This is a genomic window from Bradyrhizobium sp. 613_E4_N2_2 (assembly GCF_052075995.1).
Taxonomy (GTDB): Bacteria; Pseudomonadota; Alphaproteobacteria; order Rhizobiales; family Xanthobacteraceae; genus Bradyrhizobium; species Bradyrhizobium barranii.
In genome coordinates this window covers 5,325,284-5,346,903 of record NZ_CP197234.1, presented here as the reverse complement: position 1 = coordinate 5,346,903, position 21,620 = coordinate 5,325,284, and the positions used below count along the sequence as shown (strand labels likewise).

General features: G+C 64.0%; 19 protein-coding genes. 8 read left to right on the top strand and 11 right to left on the bottom strand.

What is annotated here, in order from left to right; translation table 11 throughout:
* Window positions 1-12: 12 nt before the first annotated feature.
* Both AB7290_RS25905 and AB7290_RS25900 read right to left on the bottom strand, forming a co-directional pair.
* Complete coding sequence (locus AB7290_RS25905) at window positions 13-3,159, bottom strand: multidrug efflux RND transporter permease subunit (protein WP_085402000.1); 3,147 nt, start codon at window positions 3,157-3,159, stop codon at window positions 13-15.
* Window positions 3,156-4,328 carry an efflux RND transporter periplasmic adaptor subunit gene (locus AB7290_RS25900; RefSeq protein ID WP_085401999.1) on the bottom strand — a complete coding sequence of 391 codons (1,173 nt, stop codon included), beginning with the start codon at window positions 4,326-4,328 and terminating at the stop codon, window positions 3,156-3,158. The genes AB7290_RS25905 and AB7290_RS25900 overlap by 4 nt, the downstream gene beginning before the upstream one ends.
* Before the next feature lie 396 nt (window positions 4,329-4,724).
* Between AB7290_RS25900 and AB7290_RS25895 the strand changes: the two genes are divergently transcribed.
* The 6 genes from AB7290_RS25895 to AB7290_RS25870 all read left to right on the top strand — a co-directional run bounded on the left by AB7290_RS25895 (window position 4,725) and on the right by AB7290_RS25870 (window position 10,846).
* Window positions 4,725-4,964 (top strand): hypothetical protein, encoded by a 240-nt coding sequence (locus AB7290_RS25895; protein ID WP_085401998.1) that lies wholly within the window; start codon window positions 4,725-4,727, stop codon window positions 4,962-4,964.
* Between the two features lie 433 nt (window positions 4,965-5,397).
* Complete coding sequence (locus AB7290_RS25890) at window positions 5,398-7,947, top strand: TonB-dependent receptor (RefSeq protein ID WP_085401997.1); 2,550 nt, start codon at window positions 5,398-5,400, stop codon at window positions 7,945-7,947.
* 20 nt (window positions 7,948-7,967) lie between these two features.
* A complete protein-coding gene (locus AB7290_RS25885; protein ID WP_028146578.1) occupies window positions 7,968-8,657 on the top strand; it encodes a Fe2+-dependent dioxygenase in 690 nt (229 codons plus the stop codon).
* Window positions 8,654-9,562, top strand: a complete 909-nt coding sequence (exbB, locus tag AB7290_RS25880; protein WP_085401996.1) for a tonB-system energizer ExbB — start codon at window positions 8,654-8,656, stop codon at window positions 9,560-9,562. Before AB7290_RS25885 ends, exbB begins: the two co-directional genes overlap by 4 nt.
* Before the next feature lie 3 nt (window positions 9,563-9,565).
* The gene (gene exbD, locus AB7290_RS25875; protein WP_014495997.1) at window positions 9,566-10,021 is read left to right on the top strand and encodes a TonB system transport protein ExbD; all 456 of its coding nucleotides are present in this window, start codon (window positions 9,566-9,568) and stop codon (window positions 10,019-10,021) included.
* 9 nt (window positions 10,022-10,030) lie between these two features.
* A complete protein-coding gene (locus tag AB7290_RS25870; RefSeq protein ID WP_071914947.1) occupies window positions 10,031-10,846 on the top strand; it encodes an energy transducer TonB family protein in 816 nt (271 codons plus the stop codon).
* Here the strand turns inward: AB7290_RS25870 and AB7290_RS25865 are convergent.
* The 3 genes from AB7290_RS25865 to AB7290_RS25855 form a co-directional block, all read right to left on the bottom strand.
* On the bottom strand, window positions 10,834-11,253 hold the full coding sequence (locus tag AB7290_RS25865) for a hypothetical protein (RefSeq protein ID WP_071917525.1): 420 nt from the start codon (window positions 11,251-11,253) through the stop codon (window positions 10,834-10,836). The genes AB7290_RS25870 and AB7290_RS25865 overlap by 13 nt on opposite strands.
* Window positions 11,254-11,315: 62 nt before the next feature.
* Window positions 11,316-11,996 (bottom strand): site-2 protease family protein, encoded by a 681-nt coding sequence (locus AB7290_RS25860; RefSeq protein WP_085401995.1) that lies wholly within the window; start codon window positions 11,994-11,996, stop codon window positions 11,316-11,318.
* Window positions 11,997-12,067: 71 nt separating this feature from the next.
* On the bottom strand, window positions 12,068-12,934 hold the full coding sequence (locus tag AB7290_RS25855; protein ID WP_085401994.1) for a LysR family transcriptional regulator: 867 nt from the start codon (window positions 12,932-12,934) through the stop codon (window positions 12,068-12,070).
* Window positions 12,935-13,024: 90 nt separating this feature from the next.
* On the opposite strand from AB7290_RS25855, the gene AB7290_RS25850 reads away from it, so the two are divergent.
* The gene (locus AB7290_RS25850) at window positions 13,025-13,936 is read left to right on the top strand and encodes a DMT family transporter (RefSeq protein ID WP_085401993.1); all 912 of its coding nucleotides are present in this window, start codon (window positions 13,025-13,027) and stop codon (window positions 13,934-13,936) included.
* Window positions 13,937-13,938: 2 nt separating this feature from the next.
* Here the strand turns inward: AB7290_RS25850 and AB7290_RS25845 are convergent, their stop codons facing one another.
* The 6 genes from AB7290_RS25845 to AB7290_RS25820 form a co-directional block, all read right to left on the bottom strand.
* A complete protein-coding gene (locus AB7290_RS25845; protein ID WP_014495990.1) occupies window positions 13,939-14,331 on the bottom strand; it encodes a GFA family protein in 393 nt (130 codons plus the stop codon).
* 3 nt (window positions 14,332-14,334) lie between these two features.
* Window positions 14,335-15,468, bottom strand: coding sequence for a serine hydrolase domain-containing protein (locus AB7290_RS25840; RefSeq protein WP_245344115.1), 1,134 nt, complete (start codon window positions 15,466-15,468; stop codon window positions 14,335-14,337).
* 69 nt (window positions 15,469-15,537) lie between these two features.
* Window positions 15,538-16,284, bottom strand: a complete 747-nt coding sequence (locus AB7290_RS25835) for an SDR family NAD(P)-dependent oxidoreductase (RefSeq protein ID WP_014495989.1) — start codon at window positions 16,282-16,284, stop codon at window positions 15,538-15,540.
* 119 nt (window positions 16,285-16,403) lie between these two features.
* The gene (locus AB7290_RS25830; RefSeq protein WP_063983852.1) at window positions 16,404-17,135 is read right to left on the bottom strand and encodes an SDR family oxidoreductase; all 732 of its coding nucleotides are present in this window, start codon (window positions 17,133-17,135) and stop codon (window positions 16,404-16,406) included.
* A gap of 164 nt (window positions 17,136-17,299) precedes the next feature.
* Window positions 17,300-19,129 carry an IlvD/Edd family dehydratase gene (locus AB7290_RS25825; RefSeq protein WP_085401991.1) on the bottom strand — a complete coding sequence of 610 codons (1,830 nt, stop codon included), beginning with the start codon at window positions 19,127-19,129 and terminating at the stop codon, window positions 17,300-17,302.
* Window positions 19,130-19,251: 122 nt separating this feature from the next.
* Entirely contained in the window at window positions 19,252-20,352 is a 1,101-nt protein-coding gene (locus tag AB7290_RS25820) for a LacI family DNA-binding transcriptional regulator (protein WP_085401990.1), read from the bottom strand.
* Between the two features lie 201 nt (window positions 20,353-20,553).
* Here AB7290_RS25820 and AB7290_RS25815 point away from each other — a divergent pair, with 201 nt between their 5' ends.
* The gene (locus AB7290_RS25815; protein ID WP_063983849.1) at window positions 20,554-21,615 is read left to right on the top strand and encodes an ABC transporter ATP-binding protein; all 1,062 of its coding nucleotides are present in this window, start codon (window positions 20,554-20,556) and stop codon (window positions 21,613-21,615) included.
* Window positions 21,616-21,620: the final 5 nt, after the last annotated feature.

Genomic DNA, 21,620 nt, shown 5'->3' with positions numbered 1-21,620 from the left:
CGCGGTGCAAGCTTACTCGGCGGCCTGCTTGACGGTGCTGTGCTCGGGCGCCTCGTGACCTTTGCCGTCACCCGAACGGCCCCAGCCCGAGAACCAGTTGTTGAGCTCGTCGAGATAGAGATAGACCACCGGGGTGGTGAACAGCGTCAGCGCCTGGCTGACGATCAGGCCGCCGACCATGGCGTAGCCGAGCGGCTGGCGGATCTCGGCGCCGGTACCGTGGCCGAGCATCAGCGGCACGCCGCCGAGCAGGGCGGCCATCGTCGTCATCATGATCGGCCGGAAGCGCAGCAGCGCAGCCTGACGGATCGATTCCTCCGGCGTCTTGTGCTCGTCGCGCTCGGCCGCGATGGCAAAGTCGACCATCATGATGCCGTTCTTCTTCACGATGCCGATCAGGAGAATGATTCCGATCAATGCAATGAGGCTGAAGTCGAAGCCGGCCGCCATCAGGATCAGGAGCGCGCCGACGCCGGCCGAGGGCAGGGTCGACAGAATCGTAATCGGGTGGATGTAGCTCTCGTACAGGATGCCGAGGATCAGATAGACCACGACGAGGGCTGCGAGGATCAGCAGCGGCACGGTGCCGAGCGACTGCTGGAACGCCTGCGCGGTGCCCTGGAAGCTCGAATTCAGGGTCGGTGGTGCGCCGAGATCGGCCATCGCCTTCTGAACGGCCTCCGTGGCCTGGCCGAGCGCGACGCCCTGGGCGAGGTTGAAGCTGATCGTGATCGCCGGGAACTGGCCCTGGTGGCTGATCGAGAGCGGGCGGACCGGATCGGTGGTCCAGGTCGCAAAGGTCGACAACGGCACCTGGTCGCCGGTCAGCGGCGATTTCAGATAGAGCTTGTTCAGGCTGTCGAGACTGCCCTGCATCTCCGGCAGGATCTCGAGGATCACCTTGTAGGTGTTGAGCTGGGTGAAATACTGCGTGACCTGCCGCTGTCCGAAGGCGTCATACAGCGTGTCGTCGATCAGCTGCGGCTGGATGCCGTAGCGCGATGCGGTGTCGCGGTTGATCTTGAGCTGGACCGTGGTGCCCTGCGTCTGCTGGTCGGTCGCGACGTCGCGCAGTTGCGGCAGCGTCTGCATCTTGGCGAGGATTTTCGGCGCCCAGTCGTTGAGCTCGGTGAGATCGGCATCCTGTAGCGTGAACTCGAACTGCGTGCGCGTCGGCCGGCCGCCGAGCCGGACGTCCTGGGCCGCCTGCATGTAGAGGCGGGCGCCCGACACCTTCTCGAGCTTGGGACGCAGCCGGGCAATGATCTCCTGCGCCGACGCATTGCGCTCGTTACGCGGCTTCAGCGTGATGAACAAATTGCCGTTGTTGCCGGCGCGGCCGCTGCCGCCGATGTTCATCGCGATCGTGGCGACGTCGGGATCTTCCATCACGATCTTGCCGAGCTCGACCTGGCGGCGCTGCATCTCGGCGAAGGAGATGTCCTGGGACGCTTCCGAGGTCGCGGTGATCAGGCCGACGTCCTGCTGCGGGAAGAAGCCCTTCGGGATCAGGATGAACAAATAGATCGACAGGCCGAGCGTGGCGAAGAAGATCAGGAGCGTGGTGCGGCGCCAGGCCAGAGCATGATCGAGAACGTACTCGTAGCCGCGCAGCATGCCGTCGAAGGCGCGTTCGCTCCACTGGTAGAACTTGCCGTGGGTCACCTCGCCATGGGCGCGCAGGAAGCGCGAGGCCATCATCGGCGTCAGCGTCAGCGACACGAACATCGAGACGAAGATGGTCATTGCCAGCACGACGGCGAACTCGCGGAACAGGCGTCCGATGATGCCGCCCATCAGCAGCAGCGGAATCAGCACCGCGACCAGCGAGATGCTGATCGAGACGATGGTGAAGCCGATTTCCTTGGAGCCCTTGAAGGCGGCCGCCATGGGCGATTCGCCTTCCTCGATGTAGCGGGTGATGTTCTCGAGCATCACGATGGCGTCGTCGACGACGAATCCGACCGCGATGGTGAGCGCCATCAGCGACAGATTGTCGAGCGAATAGCCAACCACCCACATCAGGGCGCACGCGCCCAGTAGCGCCAGCGGAACCGTGATGGTGGGAATGACCGTCGCCCAGAAGCTGCGCAGGAAGACGAAGATGACCATGACCACGAGGGCAATGGTTAGCAGCAGCGTGAACTGGACGTCCTCGACCGCGGCGCGGATGGTCGTGGTGCGGTCGCTGATCAACTCGATCTTGATCGCGGGCGGAATCGCCGCGACGAGGCGGGGCAGGGTGGCCTTGATCCGGTCGACGGTCTCGATGACGTTGGCGCCCGGCTGCTTGAACACCACCAGGAACACGCCACGCTTGCCGTTGGCCCAGGCTGCCTGCTTGGCGTCCTCGGCGCCGCTCACCGCCTGTCCGATGTCGCGGATTCGAAGCGGACCGCCATTGCGATAGGCGATGACGACGTCGTTCCAGTCCTTGGACTGGGTGAGCTGGTCGTTGGCGTAGATCGTGTAGGCGCGCTTCGGCCCGTCGATATTGCCCTTGGGGCTGTCGACCGTGGTGATCGCGATCTGGCTGCGCACGTCCTCCAGCGACAGGCCCTTGGCGACGAGTTTCGCCGGGTCGATCTGAATGCGGATGGAGGGCTTCTGCTGGCCGCCGATGAAGACCTGCGCCACGCCCGAGAGCTGGCTGATCTGCTGGGCAAGCTGGGCGTCGACGGCATCGCTGACGGTGGTCAGCGGCAGTGTATCGGATGTCGCCGAGAGCAGCAGGATCGGCGCGTCGGCCGGGTTGACCTTGCGGTAGGTCGGCGGCGAGGGCAGGTTCTTCGGCAGCTGGCCGCTTGCGGCGTTGATGGCGCCCTGCACGTCGTTGGCGGCGCCGTCGATGCTGCGGTTGAGGTCGAACTGGATGGTGATCGAGGCGGTGCCGAGATAACTCGTCGAGGTCATCTGGGCGATGCCGGGGATCTGGGCGAATTGCCGCTCGAGCGGCTGGGCCACCGACGAGGCCATCGTCTCGGGGCTGCCGCCCGGCAAATTGGCCGTGATCTGGATGGTCGGGAAGTCCACCTGCGGCAGCGGTGCGACCGGCAGCAGGGGATAGGCGACGAGACCGACGAACAGAATGCCGGCCATCAGCAGCGAGGTGCCGATGGGATAACGGATGAAAGGTGCCGAAATCCCGCCCTCGGTCATTCCTGTCGTACCTTGTTCTGGCTCGGATCCGAGCTTGCTACGGCCGTCGAGACCAGGCTCCCAGGCTGGACCTTGAACTGGCCGCCGGTGATCACCTGTTGACCCGGGCTCAAGCCTTCGTCGACGACCGAACGGCCGTCGATGGCGTAGCTGACCTTGATCTTGTGCACTTCCGCCTTGTTGTCCTGATTGACGGTATAGGCGTAGAGGCCGTTGGTCGAATGCTGAACCGCGTCATCCGGAACCACGGTCGCGTCCTTTAGGGTGCGTACCAGAAGGCGCGTCGAAACCGACTGGCCCGGCCACAGCGTGTGTTCCTTGTTGTCGAACACCGCCTTGAGCCGAATAGTCCCGCTGGTCGTGTCGACCTGGTTGTTGATGACCGCAAGCTTGCCTTCGGCAAGCGTCTTTTTCCCGTCGGTGGTGAACGCGATCACCTTGAGCGCACCTGCCTTCTGGCCTTCGCTGATATAGGGCAGCTGGTCTTCCGGCGCGGTGAAGATCACCGAGATCGGCTCGACCTGCGAGATCGTCACGATTCCCGTCTGCGTGGAGGCGTTGACGATGTTGCCAACGTCGACCAGGCGCAGCCCGGCCACGCCGGTGAACGGCGCCTTGATCTGGGTGTAGTCGAGCTGGGTCTGGGCGTTGGAGATGGCGGCTTCGTCGGCGGCGATCTGGGCGGTCAGCTGCGCGACGGTGGAACGCTGGGTGTCGACCCGCTGCGCAGTCGCGAACTCGCCAAGCTTCATGGCGCGCTGGAGCTCGAGGTTGGCGTTGGCGAGATTCGCCTCGTCCTGCGCCTTCTTGGCCTTGGCCTGGTCGAGCGTGGCTTGATAGGGCCGGGGATCGATCGAGACCAGAAGCTCGTCCTGCTTGACCATCTGGCCTTCGCTGAAGGCGATCTTGTCGATCTGGCCGTCAACCCGGCTCCGGACCTGTACCGTATTGAAGCCCTGAACCGTGCCGAGACCGGTCAGGTAAACCGGGAAGTCGGCCTTCTGGACCGGCGAAACGCTGACGGGGATGGCGGGCGGGCGCGGCGGACCCTTCTGAGCCGTCTGGGTTTTTCCGGCCTCGGGCGAGCCGAATTTCTGCCAGCCATAGTAACCCGCGGAGGCCACGGCCGCGATGATCAGTATCCAGAGGATCGGCCGTGTTTTTTTCATGTCGGCTCGTTGGTCTTACGCCCAAAACTACGAATTGTGGAGCAATCATAGGGTTCCAGCGCGCTTGTATAATACACGCCAAGTTCCAGTGTAAACAGCACTATCGGTTCGGAATCCTAAACAATTGGAAAGCTTTGCACTGTCTAGGCAGCTCCGTGACACTACGGTGTGCAGTGCTGCATTTTCCCGGCGCGAACGATCCGCGCGCAAATCTTGGGCAATGCCCGGAGCCGGTGTGGGCGGCTTGCAGAGCTGTCCGCAAGGGCGCCCCGGCTGCGCCGCGAAGTGCGCCGGAATCAACCCACGTGAGAACGGTTCTAATTCGCCTGCACGGCGTTTCGGTTGTCAGGAAATCCGGCATCGGTCATATCGGCCCCGCCACAACGGGAGCGCAGGATGGACGAACTGAACGGCAAGCTGATCGCGTGCCAGATTCTGATCACGGGACTGATCGCGCGCGTCGCCAACGAGCAGCGCGATCCCTTGCGATTTCTGACCGACTTCCGCGACGAGATCAAAGCCGTCGTTAGCGGCGTCAACATCGCCGGCATGGACAACTCCGATCGTGTGCGCGCCGTCGCGCAGAAAACCGTCGACGAATTGTTCTCGCTGATGAAGCCGCCGGGCAGCGATTGAGAGCGGCGGCGCTGCTCGCGCCGGCACTGCCTGCGCAGCTTTCGCATGCATCCATGTTTCCAGATTGAAATCTGCACCGAGTCCGATCTGGATGAATTCAAATGTGCAGGCAGATCAATCGCATTGACCTGCTTTTCTCCGACCGATAGCACCGCCCCATCGTTCGCGTTTCTGCATCGACGAAGCGCATCAGCTCGAAGGTTGATGCGGTACGACGAGATCGCAGCGATCAATGTCCAGATTAGAACGGTTCAAGTTTAGAACCATTTAAAACTGCGGCGCACTCAACCGAGTTTAGAATTGCTTTGAAATGGTCGGATTCAAACGGAGTGTGGCCGAGATCGCGTTGACCCCCATGAACACGCCCGATAGCACCAATGCGTCGCGTTGTCGCAACGCGACCAATGGAAGCATAAGCACTGTGGGGCGTGTGATGGGCATGATGAAGACACCGCGATCGTTGCGTTCGGTTGCGGATCGGAAATCCTTCGGCAACAATTTCGACACTGCGACCGGCAAGACTGTGTCCACGGTCGCAAGTCTGATCGCGGTCGCGACGGTCTCGACCGGCGCACAGGCGCAGCAGACCAATCTGCCCCCCGTGAACGTCGATGCGCCTCAGCAGCGTCCGCGTCCGACCGCTTCGAAGCCCACCGCCGATCAGATTCGTGCGCGCAACGCCCTGCGGCGCGCGGCGCAGCGGCAGCAGGCCGCACAAGCGCCTGTCGCCAATCCGAGCCCTGGTCCTGCCGATCGTGATCCGTACGCAAATCCCGCCGCGCCTTATATGGCCACCCGAGTGCAAGCGTCGGGTAAATTCCCTGAGCCAATCCTCAACACGCCAAAATCGATCACCGTGCTTACAAAGGATGTGCTCGCGGACAAGAACGCCACGACGCTGAAGCAGGCGATCCTGAGCACGGCAGGCGTGACGCTCGGAACGGGTGAGGGCGGCAATGCCTTCGGTGACCGCTTCTTCATTCGCGGCTTCGATGCCCGCAACGACATCTTCATCGACGGCGTGCGCGACGCGGGCGTCAGCGTCCGTGAAAACTTCTTCACCGAGCAGGTCGAAATTCTGCGTGGTCCGGGCTCAACTTTCGCGGGCCGCGGTGTCGCCGGTGGTGCGATCAACATAGTCACCAAGCAGGCGACGACGCAGAACAGTTTCTACAACATGGACACGACGTTTGGCACCGATCAGACCAAGCGTGTGGTGCTCGACGTCAACCAGGTGATCAACCCGACGCTGGCCGTTCGTGCCGGCGGTCTGTTCCAGGACGCCGATGTCGCCGGTCGCGATTTCGTCAAGGATAATCGCAACGGCGCGTTCGTCGCCACGACCTGGAAGCCGACCGACACGATCAGGGTGACCGGGGGTTACATCCACACCGAGTTGACCGGCGTGCCGGACTTCGGCGTGCCCTACTACCGGCCGAGCACGGCAACGACCGCCGGTGGGCCGTTCCCGGACTTCGGCTCCAACCGCAACAACTGGTATGGCCAGATCAACCGCGACTTCTACCGGACCGGCCAGGACATCGGCTCGTTAAACGCGGAAGTGCAGATCACGCCCGACTTGATGGTCAGCAACAAGTTCCGCGTATCTCGTTCGACCCAGAACTATGTCGGAACGCTGCCTGAGCAGCCGGTGATCGCCAACCCGCTTTCGAATTCGACGCTCACGATGAATCCGCAGAGCCGTCTCCAGATCACTGACGTGCTCGCCAACCAGACGGAAGCGACCTACAAGTTCCAGGACTGGGCCGGCTTCAAGCACACCGCGCTGGCCGGGATCGAAGTCGATCGCGAGCGGTCGTCGATCGACAAGTATCTCGGGCTCACCTCGGAAGGGAACGGAGTTCCGATCACTCCAGGCGGCTCGCCGACAGGTGTCAGCGTCTTCTTCCCTCAGGACACGTTCTTGCCCGGGAAGGCGCTCGCACTGGCCGGTCTGCCGGCCAAGATCGGCATCGACACTGTCAGCGGCTACGTCATGGACAGTGCGAACTATCGTGACCTCCTGATCCTCAATGGCGGCTTCCGCTACGACAACTACAACCTCGATACGTCTGCATACGGGGCGGGCAACGCTCTCAAGCAGCAATCGGCAAACTTCCTGATTCCCAACTTCAATCTCGGTTTGACCTTGAAGCCGGCGCCAAACGGCAGCGTGTACGTGGCCTACGCGACCTCAGCGAACCCGGTGGGCGCCGAGTTCGACGGCACCAGCACCGCGTATGGCGGCGTCAATCCCGCTCTGGCCGGCGGCAACAATCAGATCTTCGGGCCGGAGAAGAACACGGCCATCGAACTCGGCACCAAGTGGGAGCTGTTCGACCGCCACCTGCTCCTGACGGCTGCGCTGTTTCAGACCACCAAGGACAATGCGCGCGAGGCACAGAACGTCAATAGTGTGGCCACGGCGTCCGCGTTGGGATGCGTCTATCCCGCCGGCACGACCGGCAACATATCGTGTATCACCGCAGGTTCCGCTTATCGTATTCGCGGCATCGATCTCGGCGTGAGCGGCAAGATCACCGACAAATGGAGTGTGTTCGGCGGTCTCGTCCTGATGCAGTCGGAGGTTACGGCTTCAAATGTGAGGCCCGCGAACATGCCCGCGCCGCTTCTCTACACCACCAATGTCGGGCTTCCTCTGGCCAACGTTGCCCATCAGTCGTTCAGCATGCTGTCGAAGTACCAGTTCAACGATATCTGGGAACTGGGCGGGCAGGCCGTCTACCGCTCGAAGATCTACGGTGGCTCGTTGCTTGCGGCCAACGCAGGCACGTCGCTTCCGAGCTACTGGCGCTTCGATGTGTTCGCGGAAGCCAAGATCAACAAGAACTGGCAGTTGAAGCTGTTCGTGAACAACATTTTCGACAAACGCTACTATGACGCGCTGTACCAGAGCGCCGCGCCCTTCGTGCTGGAAGCACCGGGACGCGCCGCCTATCTGGTGATCTCGGCGCGCTACTGATGGAGTAACGACGAGGTGCCATGCTGACATGCATAGACGGCGTCCTGAGCAAGGATGATGTGGCGGAATTCCGCCGCATCATGGACGCCAGCGAATGGGAAGACGGCCGTTCCACCGCGGGCGCGCAGTCAGCAATGGTCAAGCGCAATGAGCAGTTGCCGCCTGACAGCGAGGTCGCGCGCAAGCTCGGCAACCGCATCATCTCGGCGTTGACGTCGAACCCGCGTTTCCTGGCAGCGGCGATCCCACTGCAGATCTTCCCGCCGCTGTTCAACCGCTATGCGGCGAACAGCGGCCATCATTTCGGGCTGCATGTCGACAATGCGATCCGCGGCGACCGCCTGACCGGCCTTCGCATCCGCACAGACCTGTCTGTCACGCTGTTCCTGGCCGAGCCGGAAGAGTATGACGGTGGCGAACTTGTGATCGAGGACACCTACGGTTCGCACGAAGTGAAGTTGCAAGCCGGGGACTGCGTGCTCTATCCCTCGACCAGCCTCCATCTCGTCACGCCGGTGACGAGGGGGACGCGGGTTGCGTCTTTCTTCTGGCTTCAGAGCATGATACGGGACGATCAAGCCCGGAGCATGATCTTTGACCTCGACACCGCGATACAGGCGCTGGTGGAACGGCTCGGGCGTGACGATCCCGAAACGGTCAAATTGACGGGTATCTATCACAACCTCATTCGCTACTGGGCCGAAGTATGAAGATCATGTCCTTCCAAGCAAGCCTTGCCGCCGCCTTGATGCTGGCGGCCGCCTGGCTCGTATCCCCTGTTTCTGCCCAGACACAGACCCCGCCGGCGGCACCTGCACCGGCACAGGCGACGGCTCAGCCGGCCACCGCCAGCCCGGCTCCGGCTGCCGCTCCGGCGGTGGTGGCGCCTGCGGCGAAGCCCGACGCGGCCGCCATCGCGCCGGCCATGAAGGAGCTGTCCCCCTGGGTGATGTTCATGTCGGCGGACGTCATCGTGAAGGCGGTGATGATCGGGCTTGCCTTTGCATCGCTGATGACCTGGACCGTCCTGATCGCCAAGTCGATCGAGCTGTCGGTCGCGTCCGGCAAGCTTCGTTCGGCACTGAAGAAGATCTCGGAGGCGCGCTCGCTCGCGGAAGCGCAGATGGCGCTCGGCGCCAAGCAGGGCATTCTGCCGTCCTTCCTGGCGGCAGCGCTGCGTGAGGCGCGGATGTCGGCCGGCCTGTCCAGCGATGCCGGCATCAAGGAGCGCGCGGCCTCGAGCTTTTCCGAAATCGTGCGCGCGGAGGCACGGCGCATCCGCGTCGGCATGGGTGTGCTCGCGACCATCGGCTCCACGTCGCCCTTCGTCGGCCTGTTCGGCACGGTCTGGGGCATCATGAACAGCTTCATCGGCATCTCGAAGTCGCAGACCACGAACCTCGCCGTCGTCGCGCCCGGCATCGCCGAGGCGCTGCTTGCGACCGCGATCGGCCTCGTCGCCGCCATTCCCGCCGTCATCATCTACAACCACTTCTCGCGCATGACGAAAAGCTATCTCGAGCTCGTCAGCCGTGCCTCGGGCGCGGCGGCGCGGCTGCTCTCGCGCGATCTCGACCGCAGCCACGGCAGCGCGCATTCGCGCGCGGCGGAGTGAACCATGGGCGTTTCGCTCGCAGACAATGATGACGACGACGATTTCGGCGAGACGCATGACATCAACGTCACGCCGTTCATCGACGTCATCCTGGTGCTGCTGATCATCTTCATGGTCGCAGCTCCGCTCTCCACGGTCGACCTGCCGATCGATCTGCCGACCTCGAGCGCGACTCCGCAGAAGAAGCCGGACAAGCCGACCTATCTCAGCATCAAGCCCGACCTGACGCTTGCGATCGGCGAGAACCCGGTCCACCGCGCCGAGTTGATCGGGACCCTCGACGGCCTGTCCGACATGAGCAAGGACAAGTATGTCTTCCTGCGCGCCGATCGCTCGGTGCCTTATGGCGAATTGATGAGTGTCATGGAGCTCTTGCGCTCAGGCGGCTATTCCCGGGTGAAGCTGGTTGCGCTGGAGGGCGCTCCCGGAGCGCCCGCGGCAGGCGCCGGTCAGCCTTAGAGGCGCACGATGTCGGACGAAGCCAGACCATCCCGGAAGCTCTGGATTTTGGCAGCGGTGGCGGCGCTCGCGCTCCATCTGGGCGGGGCCGCGCTCGCCCTGGCCCATCTGCGGACCGATGACGACGACGATGGCCTGGGCGCGTCCGGCGCGGAGTTCGCCGTCGAAATGGCCTCGCCCAAGGCGCCTGAGACCGACCTTCCGCCGGGACCGGACAGCGAAGCGATGCAGGAGCAGCAGGCGCTTCCCGAGCAAAAGGCCGAGACCAAGGAAACCGAGCTTCCAAAGGACCAGTCGCAACAGGTCGACGATCCCGATCGGGTCGTCACCGAAAACATCTCGAAGAAGCCGCAGGACGAGGATCCCAAGATCGCGGCGGTCGAGACACCCGCTGCCGAGGCTTCGCCGCAGTCGGTTGCAACGGCGCGGCAGACCCTCGACGAGGACGCGCGCGAGGCCGAGAAGGCCCTGGCGCCGGTGCTTGGCCTCGGCAAGGACATCCTCAGGATTACGACCGACTGGAATCGCAAGATCAGCGCGCACCTCACGGCCCACAAGGTCAACCCGGAGGGCAAGCAGCCCAATAATCAGAAGGTGAAGGTCAGCTTCGCGATCAACCGCAGGGGCAATGTGCTGTCCGTCGACGTCGTGGAGTCATCGGGGGATGTGGCCTACGATGCGGCCGCGCTCTCGATTGTCCGCAAGTCCGATCCCATCCCGCAGCCCCCGGCCGGACTGACCGAAGACCGGTTCGAGCGGACCGTCGACATCATCTTCACGCCGCCGGACGAGAAGAAAAAGAAGAAATCGGCTCAGCGCCAGTAGAGCCGGATCCCGACATAGACCACGACCAGGCAGACGAAGATCAGCGCCACCGGGAGCGGCCGTTTCTGGGCTCCGCTAAACGCCGCCGTAAAGGAGGCCGTCTTCGCCGGTTTCGGAGGCGGGCGGCGGAAAGCGGTAACATTGTCCGCCGCCGGCTCGGGCGGACGGGTCCGGACGTCGGGCGGAGTTCCCGCGCCACCCATCTCGGCATAGTAGGCCTTGTAGATCGCGCCGATCGTGGCCTCGGTGGCCTCGCCCTCGCTCATCTGCGCGAGCAGGTTCTTGTAGCTGGCGAGGAACTCCTGCGCCTCGGCAGGCAGCGCGGAGGCCCCGTTGAGCTTGGCCATCATCTTCCAGGTGGCAAAATCGGCGCGGGCACGGGTGTCCGCGCGTCGCGCGATCAGCATATCGGCAGCTTTGACCAAGTCGGCCTCGAGCCCTTCGGCTTATGTTCGGGTGTTCTGTTGAACTACGCGTTGCCGGTCAGGAAGAGAACAGCCTGAATCACATAACCGGTCAACGTTCGCAGTATTCCTGAAATAACATCAAGATTTAGACCGAACTGCGAGCCCGCGAGCGGCAGCAGGATCAGAAGACCAATCAGGATCAGCATCCCGAATGGCTCGAGCCGGGCCAGCGGCAAAGCGAGCGGCCGGGGCAGCAGCCCGACCGCGACGCGCCCGCCGTCGAGCGGCGGGATCGGCATCATGTTGAACACCGCCAGCACCGCGTTGATGACCAGCGCGTTCTTGAGGTTGTCGAAGATCCACTGGGCCGAGCCGGCCGGTGCAAAGGGCACGGCATGGAGGGCAAGAGCCGCCGCGAGCGCCAGCAGGATGTTGGTGGCGGGCCCGGCAAGGGCCACCCAGACCATGTCGAGCCTGGGATGGTTGAGCTTGCGGAAATTGACGGGAACCGGCTTGGCATAGCCGAATAGGAACGGCGAGTGCGCGAACAGCAGCATCGCCGGCAGGATCAGGGTGCCGAACGGATCGATATGCTTGATAGGGTTGAAGCTGACGCGGCCGAGCTGCCAGGCCGTGTTGTCACCGAGACGGTACGCGACGAAAGCGTGCGCGGCCTCGTGGAAGGTGATGGCGAGCAGCAGCGGTAGCACCCATACAGAAAGCTCATAGAGGGAAATGTTCACGGCTCGTCCGTCCCGGTTTGTGCCTCGTGGCCTTGCAGCCAACCCGGCCGATCCGGTGATGGGGCAACGCGTCAGGTCAGGATATGGGACGCGGGTTCCGAAATCCCAAGCCGTAAATGATCCGCCAGCAGCGCCGCCGGCTGCGACAGGTTGCGCGCGCGGTGCAGGCGGATGTCGGCAGCCGGCAGCGGCGGCAGGCCGTTCGACAGGGCGCGCAGGCGAGGCGGCAGGGTGCCGGCCTTCACAACCGTGATCGCAAGGCCCTCCGCCGCGATCGCTTCCACCGCCGCAAGGGTGCGACTGACGAAGGCAAGGCGCCAGGGCCGGCCTGCGGCATCGAGGGCCTCCGCGGCCCATTGCCGGAACAGGCAGCCCGGCGGGTAGAGCGCGACGGGCAGCGTGTCCTGTGCTTCGGCCCGATACGTCCTGGCCGCAGCCCAGACCGCCTGCTCGCGCCGCAGCAGTTCGCCATCGCCGCGTCCTTCCGGATGCATGGCGATGACGAGGTCATAGGCCTCGCCGAGCCGGGCCGGCATCGTCGCGGTCAGGCCGGTCTCGATCTCGACCCGGATCTCCGGATGGCCTTTTGCAAAATGCGCTAGCAAGGGCGGAATGACGATCGTGCCGTAATCGTCCATCACGCCGAGGCGGACCACGGCGTCGCGCTTGCGTGCGCGGAGCACATCGATCGCCTCTGCATTGAGGTCGAGAAGCCGTCTCGCATAAACGAGGAGTTCATCGCCCGCCGGGGTCAACGCGACACCGGCCCTGGTGCGCTGAAACAACTTGGTGCCGATCCGCTCCTCCAGTCGCCTGATCTGGACGCTGACCGCCGACTGGGTCCGGTTGAGCAATTGGGCTGCGCGCGTGAACGAGCGATGCTCGGCGACGGCGAGAAAGGCCTTCAGCAGATCGGGATCGAGAACAGGCGTGGTCATGACGAAAACTTATCCCAGCATGACGGAAACTCCATTCCCTGTTTCGGCGCGCCTCGTATGCTGCGTTCAGGGCTCGTCAAGGGAGGGAGTGTGGGCGAAATCTCCGGCGTTCTGGCCGCGGTGCTGTCGAGCGGCCTCGGCGGCACCTCGATCGGCGCCACGCGCTATCTGGTGGGCAGCCTCGATCCGCTGGCGATCGGCTCGTTCCGGTTCGGCATCGGCTTCTTGCTGCTGTTACCCCTCACGCTGCTCCGCGGTGACCGCTGGCCGGGGCGAGGGGACTGGGCCGCCGCGACCGGGCTCGGCATCCTGTTCTTTGCGCTGTTTCCGATCCTGTTCAACGCATCGCTGATCTTCACGACCGCCGCGCGCGGCGCGCTCGCCTTGTCGACGCTTCCGCTGCTGTCGCTCGTGATCGGCGCCGCGCTCGGCGCCGAAGCCCTGAGCTGGCGCAAATCGATCGGTGTCGTGATCGCGACATTTGGCGTTGCCGTCGCGCTGCTCTCCGACCTGACCTCGGCACCATCCGGCGCCTGGCGCGGCGATCTCCTGATGATGGCGGCCGCGCTGTGCATGGCGCTGTACGGCATCTGGTCGAAGCCGCTGATCCGGCGCTCCGGCCCGATCGCCTTCACGACCATGAGCATGGCGGCCGGGGCGGCCTGCCTCATCCTGCTCTCGTATGTCCGCGGCAGTTTTGCGCCCGTCGCCGGCTTCGGCGCGCCGCAATGGCTAGCGGCTTTCTATCTCGGCGCCTTTGGCGCAGCGCTGACCTTCTATCTCTGGGCCTTCGCGCTGGAGCGGACCACGCCGACGCGCGTCGCGATCTCGGTGACGGTCAACCCGATCACGGCCTCGCTGGTCGGCGCCTGGCTGCTGAACGAGCCGCTGCACTGGAATCTGGCGGCCGGCATCGTCGCGGTGTTTGCCGGGATCTGGATCGCGACGACGACGGGACGGCGCGCCCAGGCGGCGAGAGTGCCTGCGTCAGGGCAAGCCTGACGTCACGCCGGGATGGTGCCCTGATATTGCGTCAGGCCGTCGTCGAGCTTCAGCCATGCGACCTTCTCCGAGACCCAGATGTGCTCGGTCGGCGCGAAGGCGTTGCGATCGTCGAAGGTCGTGAGCGAAACGCCCGCCAGCGTGCCGTTGCGCCGCCAGGAGAACAGGCGCGTGCCGCAGCGCTTGCAGAACACGCGATCGATGTTCTCGGACGAGGCATAGCGGCCGGTGTCGCCCTCGACGGTCAGCGCGCGTTGATCGAATTGCGCGCGGGCAAAATAGGGCGAGCCCATCGCCTTCTGGCACAGGCGGCAATGGCAGATGCGGACGTTGAGCGGCTCACCCTCCGCCTTGAACCGTACCGCGCCGCACAGGCATCCACCTTCCCGGATCATGGCTCAGGCCACCCGCCATTCGCCGACCTGGCGCGCCATGCTCCAGTTGAGATTGTCGAGATCGCCATCCATGTTGGAATTCCCGCGTCTGGTGTTGGTGAAGGCGGCCCAGCAGAAGCCGCCATGGGTGCGCACGGCAATCGTGCTCGTGCCCGGCAGGCTGCCATTGTGCCACCAATTGTCGAATTTGTTGACACAGAAGCCCTTGGCGTAGTTCGGGCTGTAGCTGGGCGCGGTGGTCATGACCTCGATGGTGCGCGGCCGCAGGATGTTCGCCGGTCTCGTGTAGCCGTCGACATGCATCAGGAACTGGACGAGATCCGCCGGCGTCGCGATCCAGCCGCCATGGGAATCCATCCGCCTCACCTTCATCTCATACGGACTTTCGCCCTGACCGTAGTAGGCGACTTCGCCGGCCTGGCGCTGCTCGCGCGTGTTGCCGGCGACGCTCATGTCGGTGACGCCGCAGCGCGCCAGCACCTCGGTGCGGACGTGCTCGGCATAGGCATGGCCGGTGAGCTTCTCGATCACGCGGCCCAGCACGCAATAGCCGAAATTGGAATAAGCGTAGTGCTGGCCCGGCGGCCGGTCCAGCGGTCGGTTGGCGAGCGTCCAGGCGATCAGCTCGGCATGATCCATCCGCGGATGCGTGAACATGGGATCGCGGTTGTCGTTGCTCCAGCCGCCGGCAGCGTGCGTCAGCAGATGCTCGAGCGTGATCTGGTCGATGCCGGCGGAGTAGGGCGGTGACCCGTAATCGGTGCCGAGCAGTGCACCGGGGCCGAACACGCGATCCGTGAGCTTGAGGCGGTTCTCCTCGATCAGGCGGAAGATCGTGACCGAGGTGATCATCTTGCTGACGCTAGCGATCCGGAACAGATGCCGCGGCGTCACGGCCTCGTTCCGCTCGCGATCGGCAAGACCGAAGGCGTCCTCGTGGACAACAGTGCCGGCATAGCCGATCGCAAAGGACAGCGCCGGCACGTCGTATTTGTCCATGAAGCTGCGCGCGAGCCGCGCCATGGCGCCGCGCTCGGCCGTCGAGGGCGGGCGGATGCTCGGCGGGTTGGGCGCCAGTTGCGCGGGTGCAACGCGCGACAGCAGCGGCAGCGCGCCTGCGCCCGCTGCGAGCTTCACGAAATCCCGACGCCCAAAATCCCGACGTCCAAGCCGCATGGTCCGCCCCTTCCAGGGGCGGCCAAAGCTTCAGTAGGTCGCCCGTCCGCCGGAAATATCAAACACCGCGCCGGTGGAGAAGGCACAATCTTGGGATGCGAGCCAGCTCACCATCGCGGCGAGCTCTTCCACCAGCACGAAGCGTGCCTTGGGGATTTTCGACAGCATGAAGTCGATATGCTGCTGCGTCATCTGGTCGAAGATCGCGGTCTTCGCCGCGGCCGGCGTCACCGCATTCACGAGGATGTCATGTGCCGCCAATTCCTTGCCGAGCGATTTCGTCAGCGCGATCAGTCCGGCCTTGGAGGCCGAATAATGCGAGGCGTTGGGATTGCCTTCCTTGCCGGCGATCGAGGCGATGTTCACGATCCGCCCGTACTTCTGCTTGAGCATCGTCGGCACGATCGCCTTGCAGACGATGAAAGGGCCGTCGAGATTGATGCGCAGGACCTTGCGCCACTCCTCGAGATCGGTCTCCCAGACCGGCTTGTTGACGCCGGCGATGCCGGCATTGTTGACGAGGATGTCGATCTTGCCGAAGGCGGCAAGCGTCGCATCGCGCGCCTGCTCGACGGCGGCGGGGTCGGTGACGTCGACCTTGAAGACTTTTGTCTCGCCGCCGACTTCATTCGCGGTCTTCTCGGCGAGAGCCGAGTCGAAATCCCAGATCGCGACCTTGGCGCCGGAGTCGATGAAACGCCGGGTGATGGCACGGCCAAAGCCCTGCGCGCCGCCGGTGACGACGGCAATGCGGCCGTTGAGATCGATCTTGTTCATCGAAAACTCCCTTGTCTATCCCTCATGGTGAGGAGCGCGCACTTGCGCGCGTCTCGAACCATAAGCCCGTGGCCCATCCTCGAGACGGCGCTGTCGCGCCTCCTCGGGATGAGGAGCGATCAGAGCATGTAGCCGCCGTCGACGACAAGGTCGACGCCGGTGGTGAATGCGCTTTCGTCGCTGCCGAGATAGACCGCCATGGATGCGATTTCGTCGGCGGTGCCGAGCCGGCCCATCTTCTGGCGGGAGACGAACATCTCCTTGCCCTGCGGACCCTGCGCGGCGGCGCGGTCGAGCATCGAGGGCGTCTCGACGGTGCCGGGGCAGATGCTGTTGCAGCGGATGCCCTTGGTGATGAAGTCGAGCGCGACCGCGCGCGTCAGCAGCGACACCGCGGCCTTCGACGCGCTGTAGACGTAGCGGTTGGCCGGCGGCCGCAGCGCCGCGCAGGACGAGATGTTGACGATGCTGCCGCCGCCGCCCGCCAGCATCTCGGGCAGGAACGCCCGGATGGTCCGGTGCATCGACTTGACGTTGAGGTCGAACGAGAAGTCAAAATCCTCTTCCGAGCACTCCAGGATGGTGCCGTGATGCACGAAGCCCGCCGCGTTGAGCAGGATGTCGATCTTGCCGACGCGCTTGGCGAAGGCGTTGACGTCGGCGGTGTTGCGGACGTCGAGCTTGGCGACCTCGGCGATGCCTTCCTTGGTCAGGCCCGCGATGCCGGCCTCGTTGATGTCGGTGGCGATGACGGTTGCGCCTTCACGCGCGAATGCGATGGCGCATGCGCGCCCGATGCCTGCCGCTGCAGCCGTGACGACGGCGCGCTTTCCCTTGAGGCGGTCTGCCATGTTGTTTTTCTCCTTGGCTTGAATTTGTCTATCGGCTCGTCATTGCGAGGAACTCGTGACAAAATTGCGCAGCAATTTTGCACTGTTGCGACGAAGCAATCCAGACTGTCTCCTTGGAGATATCTCTGGATTGCTTCGCTTCGCTCGCAATGACGACGTGGCTGTTAGTGATTGTCTCTGGCGACACCAAACGTGCCGGCGACGTTCTGATACCTTGTGGCGAGCTCCATGCAGGCGCCGGTCGATTGCTGGCCGACCGTGTTGCGGTAGATCTCCTGCCACGGCGTCTGGTTCGCCGGATGCTTGAAGCCGCCATTGGCCATCAGCTCGGCGTGGCGCTTCTTCACCTCGTCGTCCGAAATGAGAATATTGGCGCTGCCCTTGTTGAGGTCGATGCGTACCTTGTCGCCGGTCTTGAGGATCGCGAGCCCGCCATTGGCGGCAGCTTCCGGCGAGGCGTTCAGGATCGACGGCGAGCCCGAGGTGCCGGACTGGCGGCCGTCGCCGATGCAGGGCAGGGCGAGAATGCCGCGTTTGATCAGCGCAGCCGGCGGCTGCATGTTCACGACCTCGGCGCCACCGGGGTAGCCGATCGGGCCGGTGCCGCGGACGAACAGCATGCAATTCTCGTCGATGTCGAGTGAAGGATCGTCGATCCGCTCGTGATAATCCTCCGGGCCCTCGAACACGATGGCGCGGCCCTCGAAGGCGTTGAGGTCCTTCGGGTTGCTGAGATAGCGGTCGCGGAATTCCTTGGAGATCACGCTGGTCTTCATGATCGCGGAATCGAACAGATTGCCCTTCAGCACCAGGAAGCCGGCGTCCTTCACCAGCGGCTTGTCGTAGGCCCGGATCACGTCATTGTCGGGCGCGGGCGCATTGGCGCAGTTCTCGCCGATGCCGCGGCCGTTCACGGTGACTGCGTCCTCGTGGATGCGCTTGTGCTTCATCAGCTCGCGCACCACGGCCGGCACGCCGCCGGCGCGGTGGAATTCCTCGCCGAGATAGAAGCCGGCCGGCTGCATGTTGACCAGCAGCGGCACGTCGTGGCCGAATTTCTGCCAGTCGTCGATCGACAGCTCGACGCCGATGTGGCGCGCCAGCGCGTTGATGTGGATCGGCGCGTTGGTCGAGCCGCCGATCGCCGAGTTGATCACGATGCAGTTCTCGAACGCCTTGCGGGTCAGGATGTCCGACGGCTTGAGGTCTTCCCAGACCATCTCGACGGCGCGCTTGCCGGTCTCGTAGGCGATCTGGCCGCGCTCGCGATAGGGGGCGGGGATCGCCGCGCAGCCCGGCAGCGAGAAGCCGAGCGCTTCGGCAAGCCCGTTCATGGTCGAGGCGGTGCCCATGGTGTTGCAATGGCCGACCGACGGCGCCGAGGACGCCACGATCTCCATGAATTCCTCATAGTCGATCTCGCCGGCGGCGAGCCGCTCGCGCGACTTCCAGACGATGGTGCCGGAGCCGGTGCGCTCGCCGGCATGCCAGCCGTTCAGCATCGGCCCGCCCGACAGCACGATCGCGGGCAGGTTCACGGTTGCCGCAGCCATCATGCAGGCGGGCGTGGTCTTGTCGCAGCCGGTGGTCAGCACCACGCCGTCGAGCGGATAGCCGTAGAGGATCTCGACGAGGCCGAGATAGGCGAGGTTGCGGTCGAGCGCCGCGGTCGGGCGCTTGCCGGTCTCCTGGATCGGATGGGTCGGGAATTCCATCGCAATGCCGCCGGCCTCGCGGATGCCTTCGCGGACGCGGTGCGCCAGCTCGATATGGTGGCGGTTGCAGGGGGAAAGGTCGTTGCCGGTCTGGGCGATGCCGATGATCGGCTTGCCGGACTGAAGCTCGGCCCGGGTGAGGCCGTAATTCAGGTAGCGCTCCATATAGAGCGCGGTCATGCCCGGATTATGCGGATTGTTGAACCATTCCTGCGAGCGGAGGTGGCGGCGAGCGCCGTTGCTGGCGGGCGCATGCCCATTGGTTGGTTTTTTTGTCATTGGTTTCTCCTGCAATGCAAACGCACTGGCGTCGGGAGCTCAGCTTCGGCTGGTGCGATGCCCAACGGCGCGATCCATGGTTCAAAGGCCCGTTGGCGGGTCATTCCCTCACAAGTGCGATACTAGTCTTGGCCACTTGGTAACGCTATCATTTTGTTCGCGGCGCCCGCGCCTGATGCGGCAGGCCTGTCGTCCGAACGCCGCGCCGACGAGCTTTGCCGCTCGATCACCTTGAAGCCGAGATCGAGCACCGGCTGCTCGGGGCGGCGTCCGTCGATCGCTTCGATCAGCATGGTGGCGGCCGTGTTGCCCATCTCGTAGCGGTTGGTGCGCACGCTGGTGAGGGTGGGCACCGCGGAGGCCATGAATTCGAGGTCGTTGAATCCGACGATCGCGATCTGCTCGGGGACCGCGATCTCCCGGCGCCGGCATTCGAACAGCACGCCGAGCGCGAGGTCGTCATTGGCGCAGAACACCGAGTCGATATCGGGCTCGCGCGCCAGCAGATCGGTGAACAGGGTGCCGCCGAGCGTCACCGAGGTCGGTGTCGCCGTCGTGACGACGAGGCGCTGCTCGAACAGCGCGGCGTCCTTCATGGCCGAGACATATCCGTCCAGCCGCCGCTGCACCCGCGGATCCATGCGCGCGCCGACGAAGCCGATCTTGCGATGGCCTTGCGCAAACAGGTGGGCAATCGCCGCGCGGGCCGCATCATAGTGCGAAAAGCCGATCATCATGTCGACCGGATTGGGCCCGATCTCCATGATCTGCACGATCGGGCAGTCGGCGGCCTCCAGCATCGCGCGCGATTCCGCGGTCTGGTCGATGCCGGTGACGATCAGTCCGGCCGGCTTCTGCGCGAGAAACAGGCGCAGCAGCTTCTCCTCCTGGAGAATACTGTAGCGTGTGTTGGACAGCTGGATCGAGTACCGGCTGCCTTCGGAGGCGTCATAGATGCCGCGCAGCACGTCGGAAAACACGTTGTTGGTCAGTGACGGGATCAAGACGCCGATCACTTCGGTGCGCTGCGAGGCCAGCGCTCGCGCCGCCAGGTTCGGCACATAGCCGAGCTCGTTGGCCGCGCTCTCGACCCGCGTCCGCTTGGCGACCGACAGGGCCTCCGGATTGCGGAAGAACCGGGACGCCGTGATCGGGCTGACGCCGGCAAGCTCGGCAACTTCCGCCAGCCGGATTTTACCTGACTTGGTGCGTTTTCGACCCATTTGCTGCTCTTATCACAGTCGGTCCGGCAAACAAAGGAACGTTGACAGCGCTACCAGCAACGACTAACCAAAGACAAATTGCCAAAACCGCACAAACTGCCGACAATGTCGCTCGCTAAGATCGGGCTTCGTTCGGTGAAGTCTGAAAAACAAGACGGTCGCGGCGCGTGAGGCGTCGTGGACTTTCGAGGAGGGAGCTAGATGTCGTCTGTGCAAATCCGCGACGTGCGGAAATCGTTCGGCAATTTTGAAGTCCTGCACGGCGTTTCGATTCCGATCGAGGACGGCCAGTTCGTCGTCCTGGTTGGCCCCTCCGGCTGCGGCAAGTCGACGCTTCTGCGCATGCTTGCAGGCCTCGAGAACATCACCTCCGGCACGATTTCGATCGGCGACCGCGTCGTCAACAATATCCAGCCCAAGGAGCGGGATATTGCGATGGTGTTCCAGAACTATGCGCTCTATCCGCACATGACCGTCGGCGAGAACATGGGCTTCTCGCTGAAGCTGCGGAACGCGAGCTCCGACGAGATCAACAAGCGCGTCAAGCGCGCCGCCGAAATTCTCGCGCTGTCGCCGCTGCTCGAGCGCTATCCGCGCCAGCTCTCCGGCGGTCAGCGCCAGCGCGTCGCGATGGGTCGCGCCATCGTGCGCGATCCGCAGGTGTTCCTGTTCGACGAGCCCTTGTCGAACCTCGACGCCAAGCTGCGCGTCGCCATGCGCACCGAGATCAAGGAGCTGCACCAGCGGCTGAAGACGACGACCGTCTACGTCACCCACGACCAGATCGAGGCCATGACCATGGCCGACAAGATCGTCGTCATGCATGACGGCATCGTCGAGCAGATGGGCACCCCGTTGGAGCTCTACGATAAGCCCGACAACCAGTTCGTCGCCGGCTTCATCGGCTCGCCGGCCATGAACTTCCTGAAAGGCCATGTGCGCGTCAACGGCGTTGCGACCTTCGAGGGGCCGAACGGCGTCAAGCTGCCGCTCAAGAACGCGCCGGCGGCGTCCGACGGTCGTCCTGTCGTCTACGGTGTGCGACCCGAGCATTTCACCATCGCGGACGACGGCGCCGATGCCGAGATCATCGTGGTCGAGCCGACCGGCTCGGAGACGCAGGTGTTCGCGAAGGTGGGTGGCGAGCAGGTCGTCGCGGTCTTCCGCGAGCGTCACCAGTTCAATCCGGGCGACAAGGTCAAGCTGAAGCCTGACCCGTCACTGGTTCATCTGTTCGACGAGGCGACGGGCAAACGCATGTAGCCGCG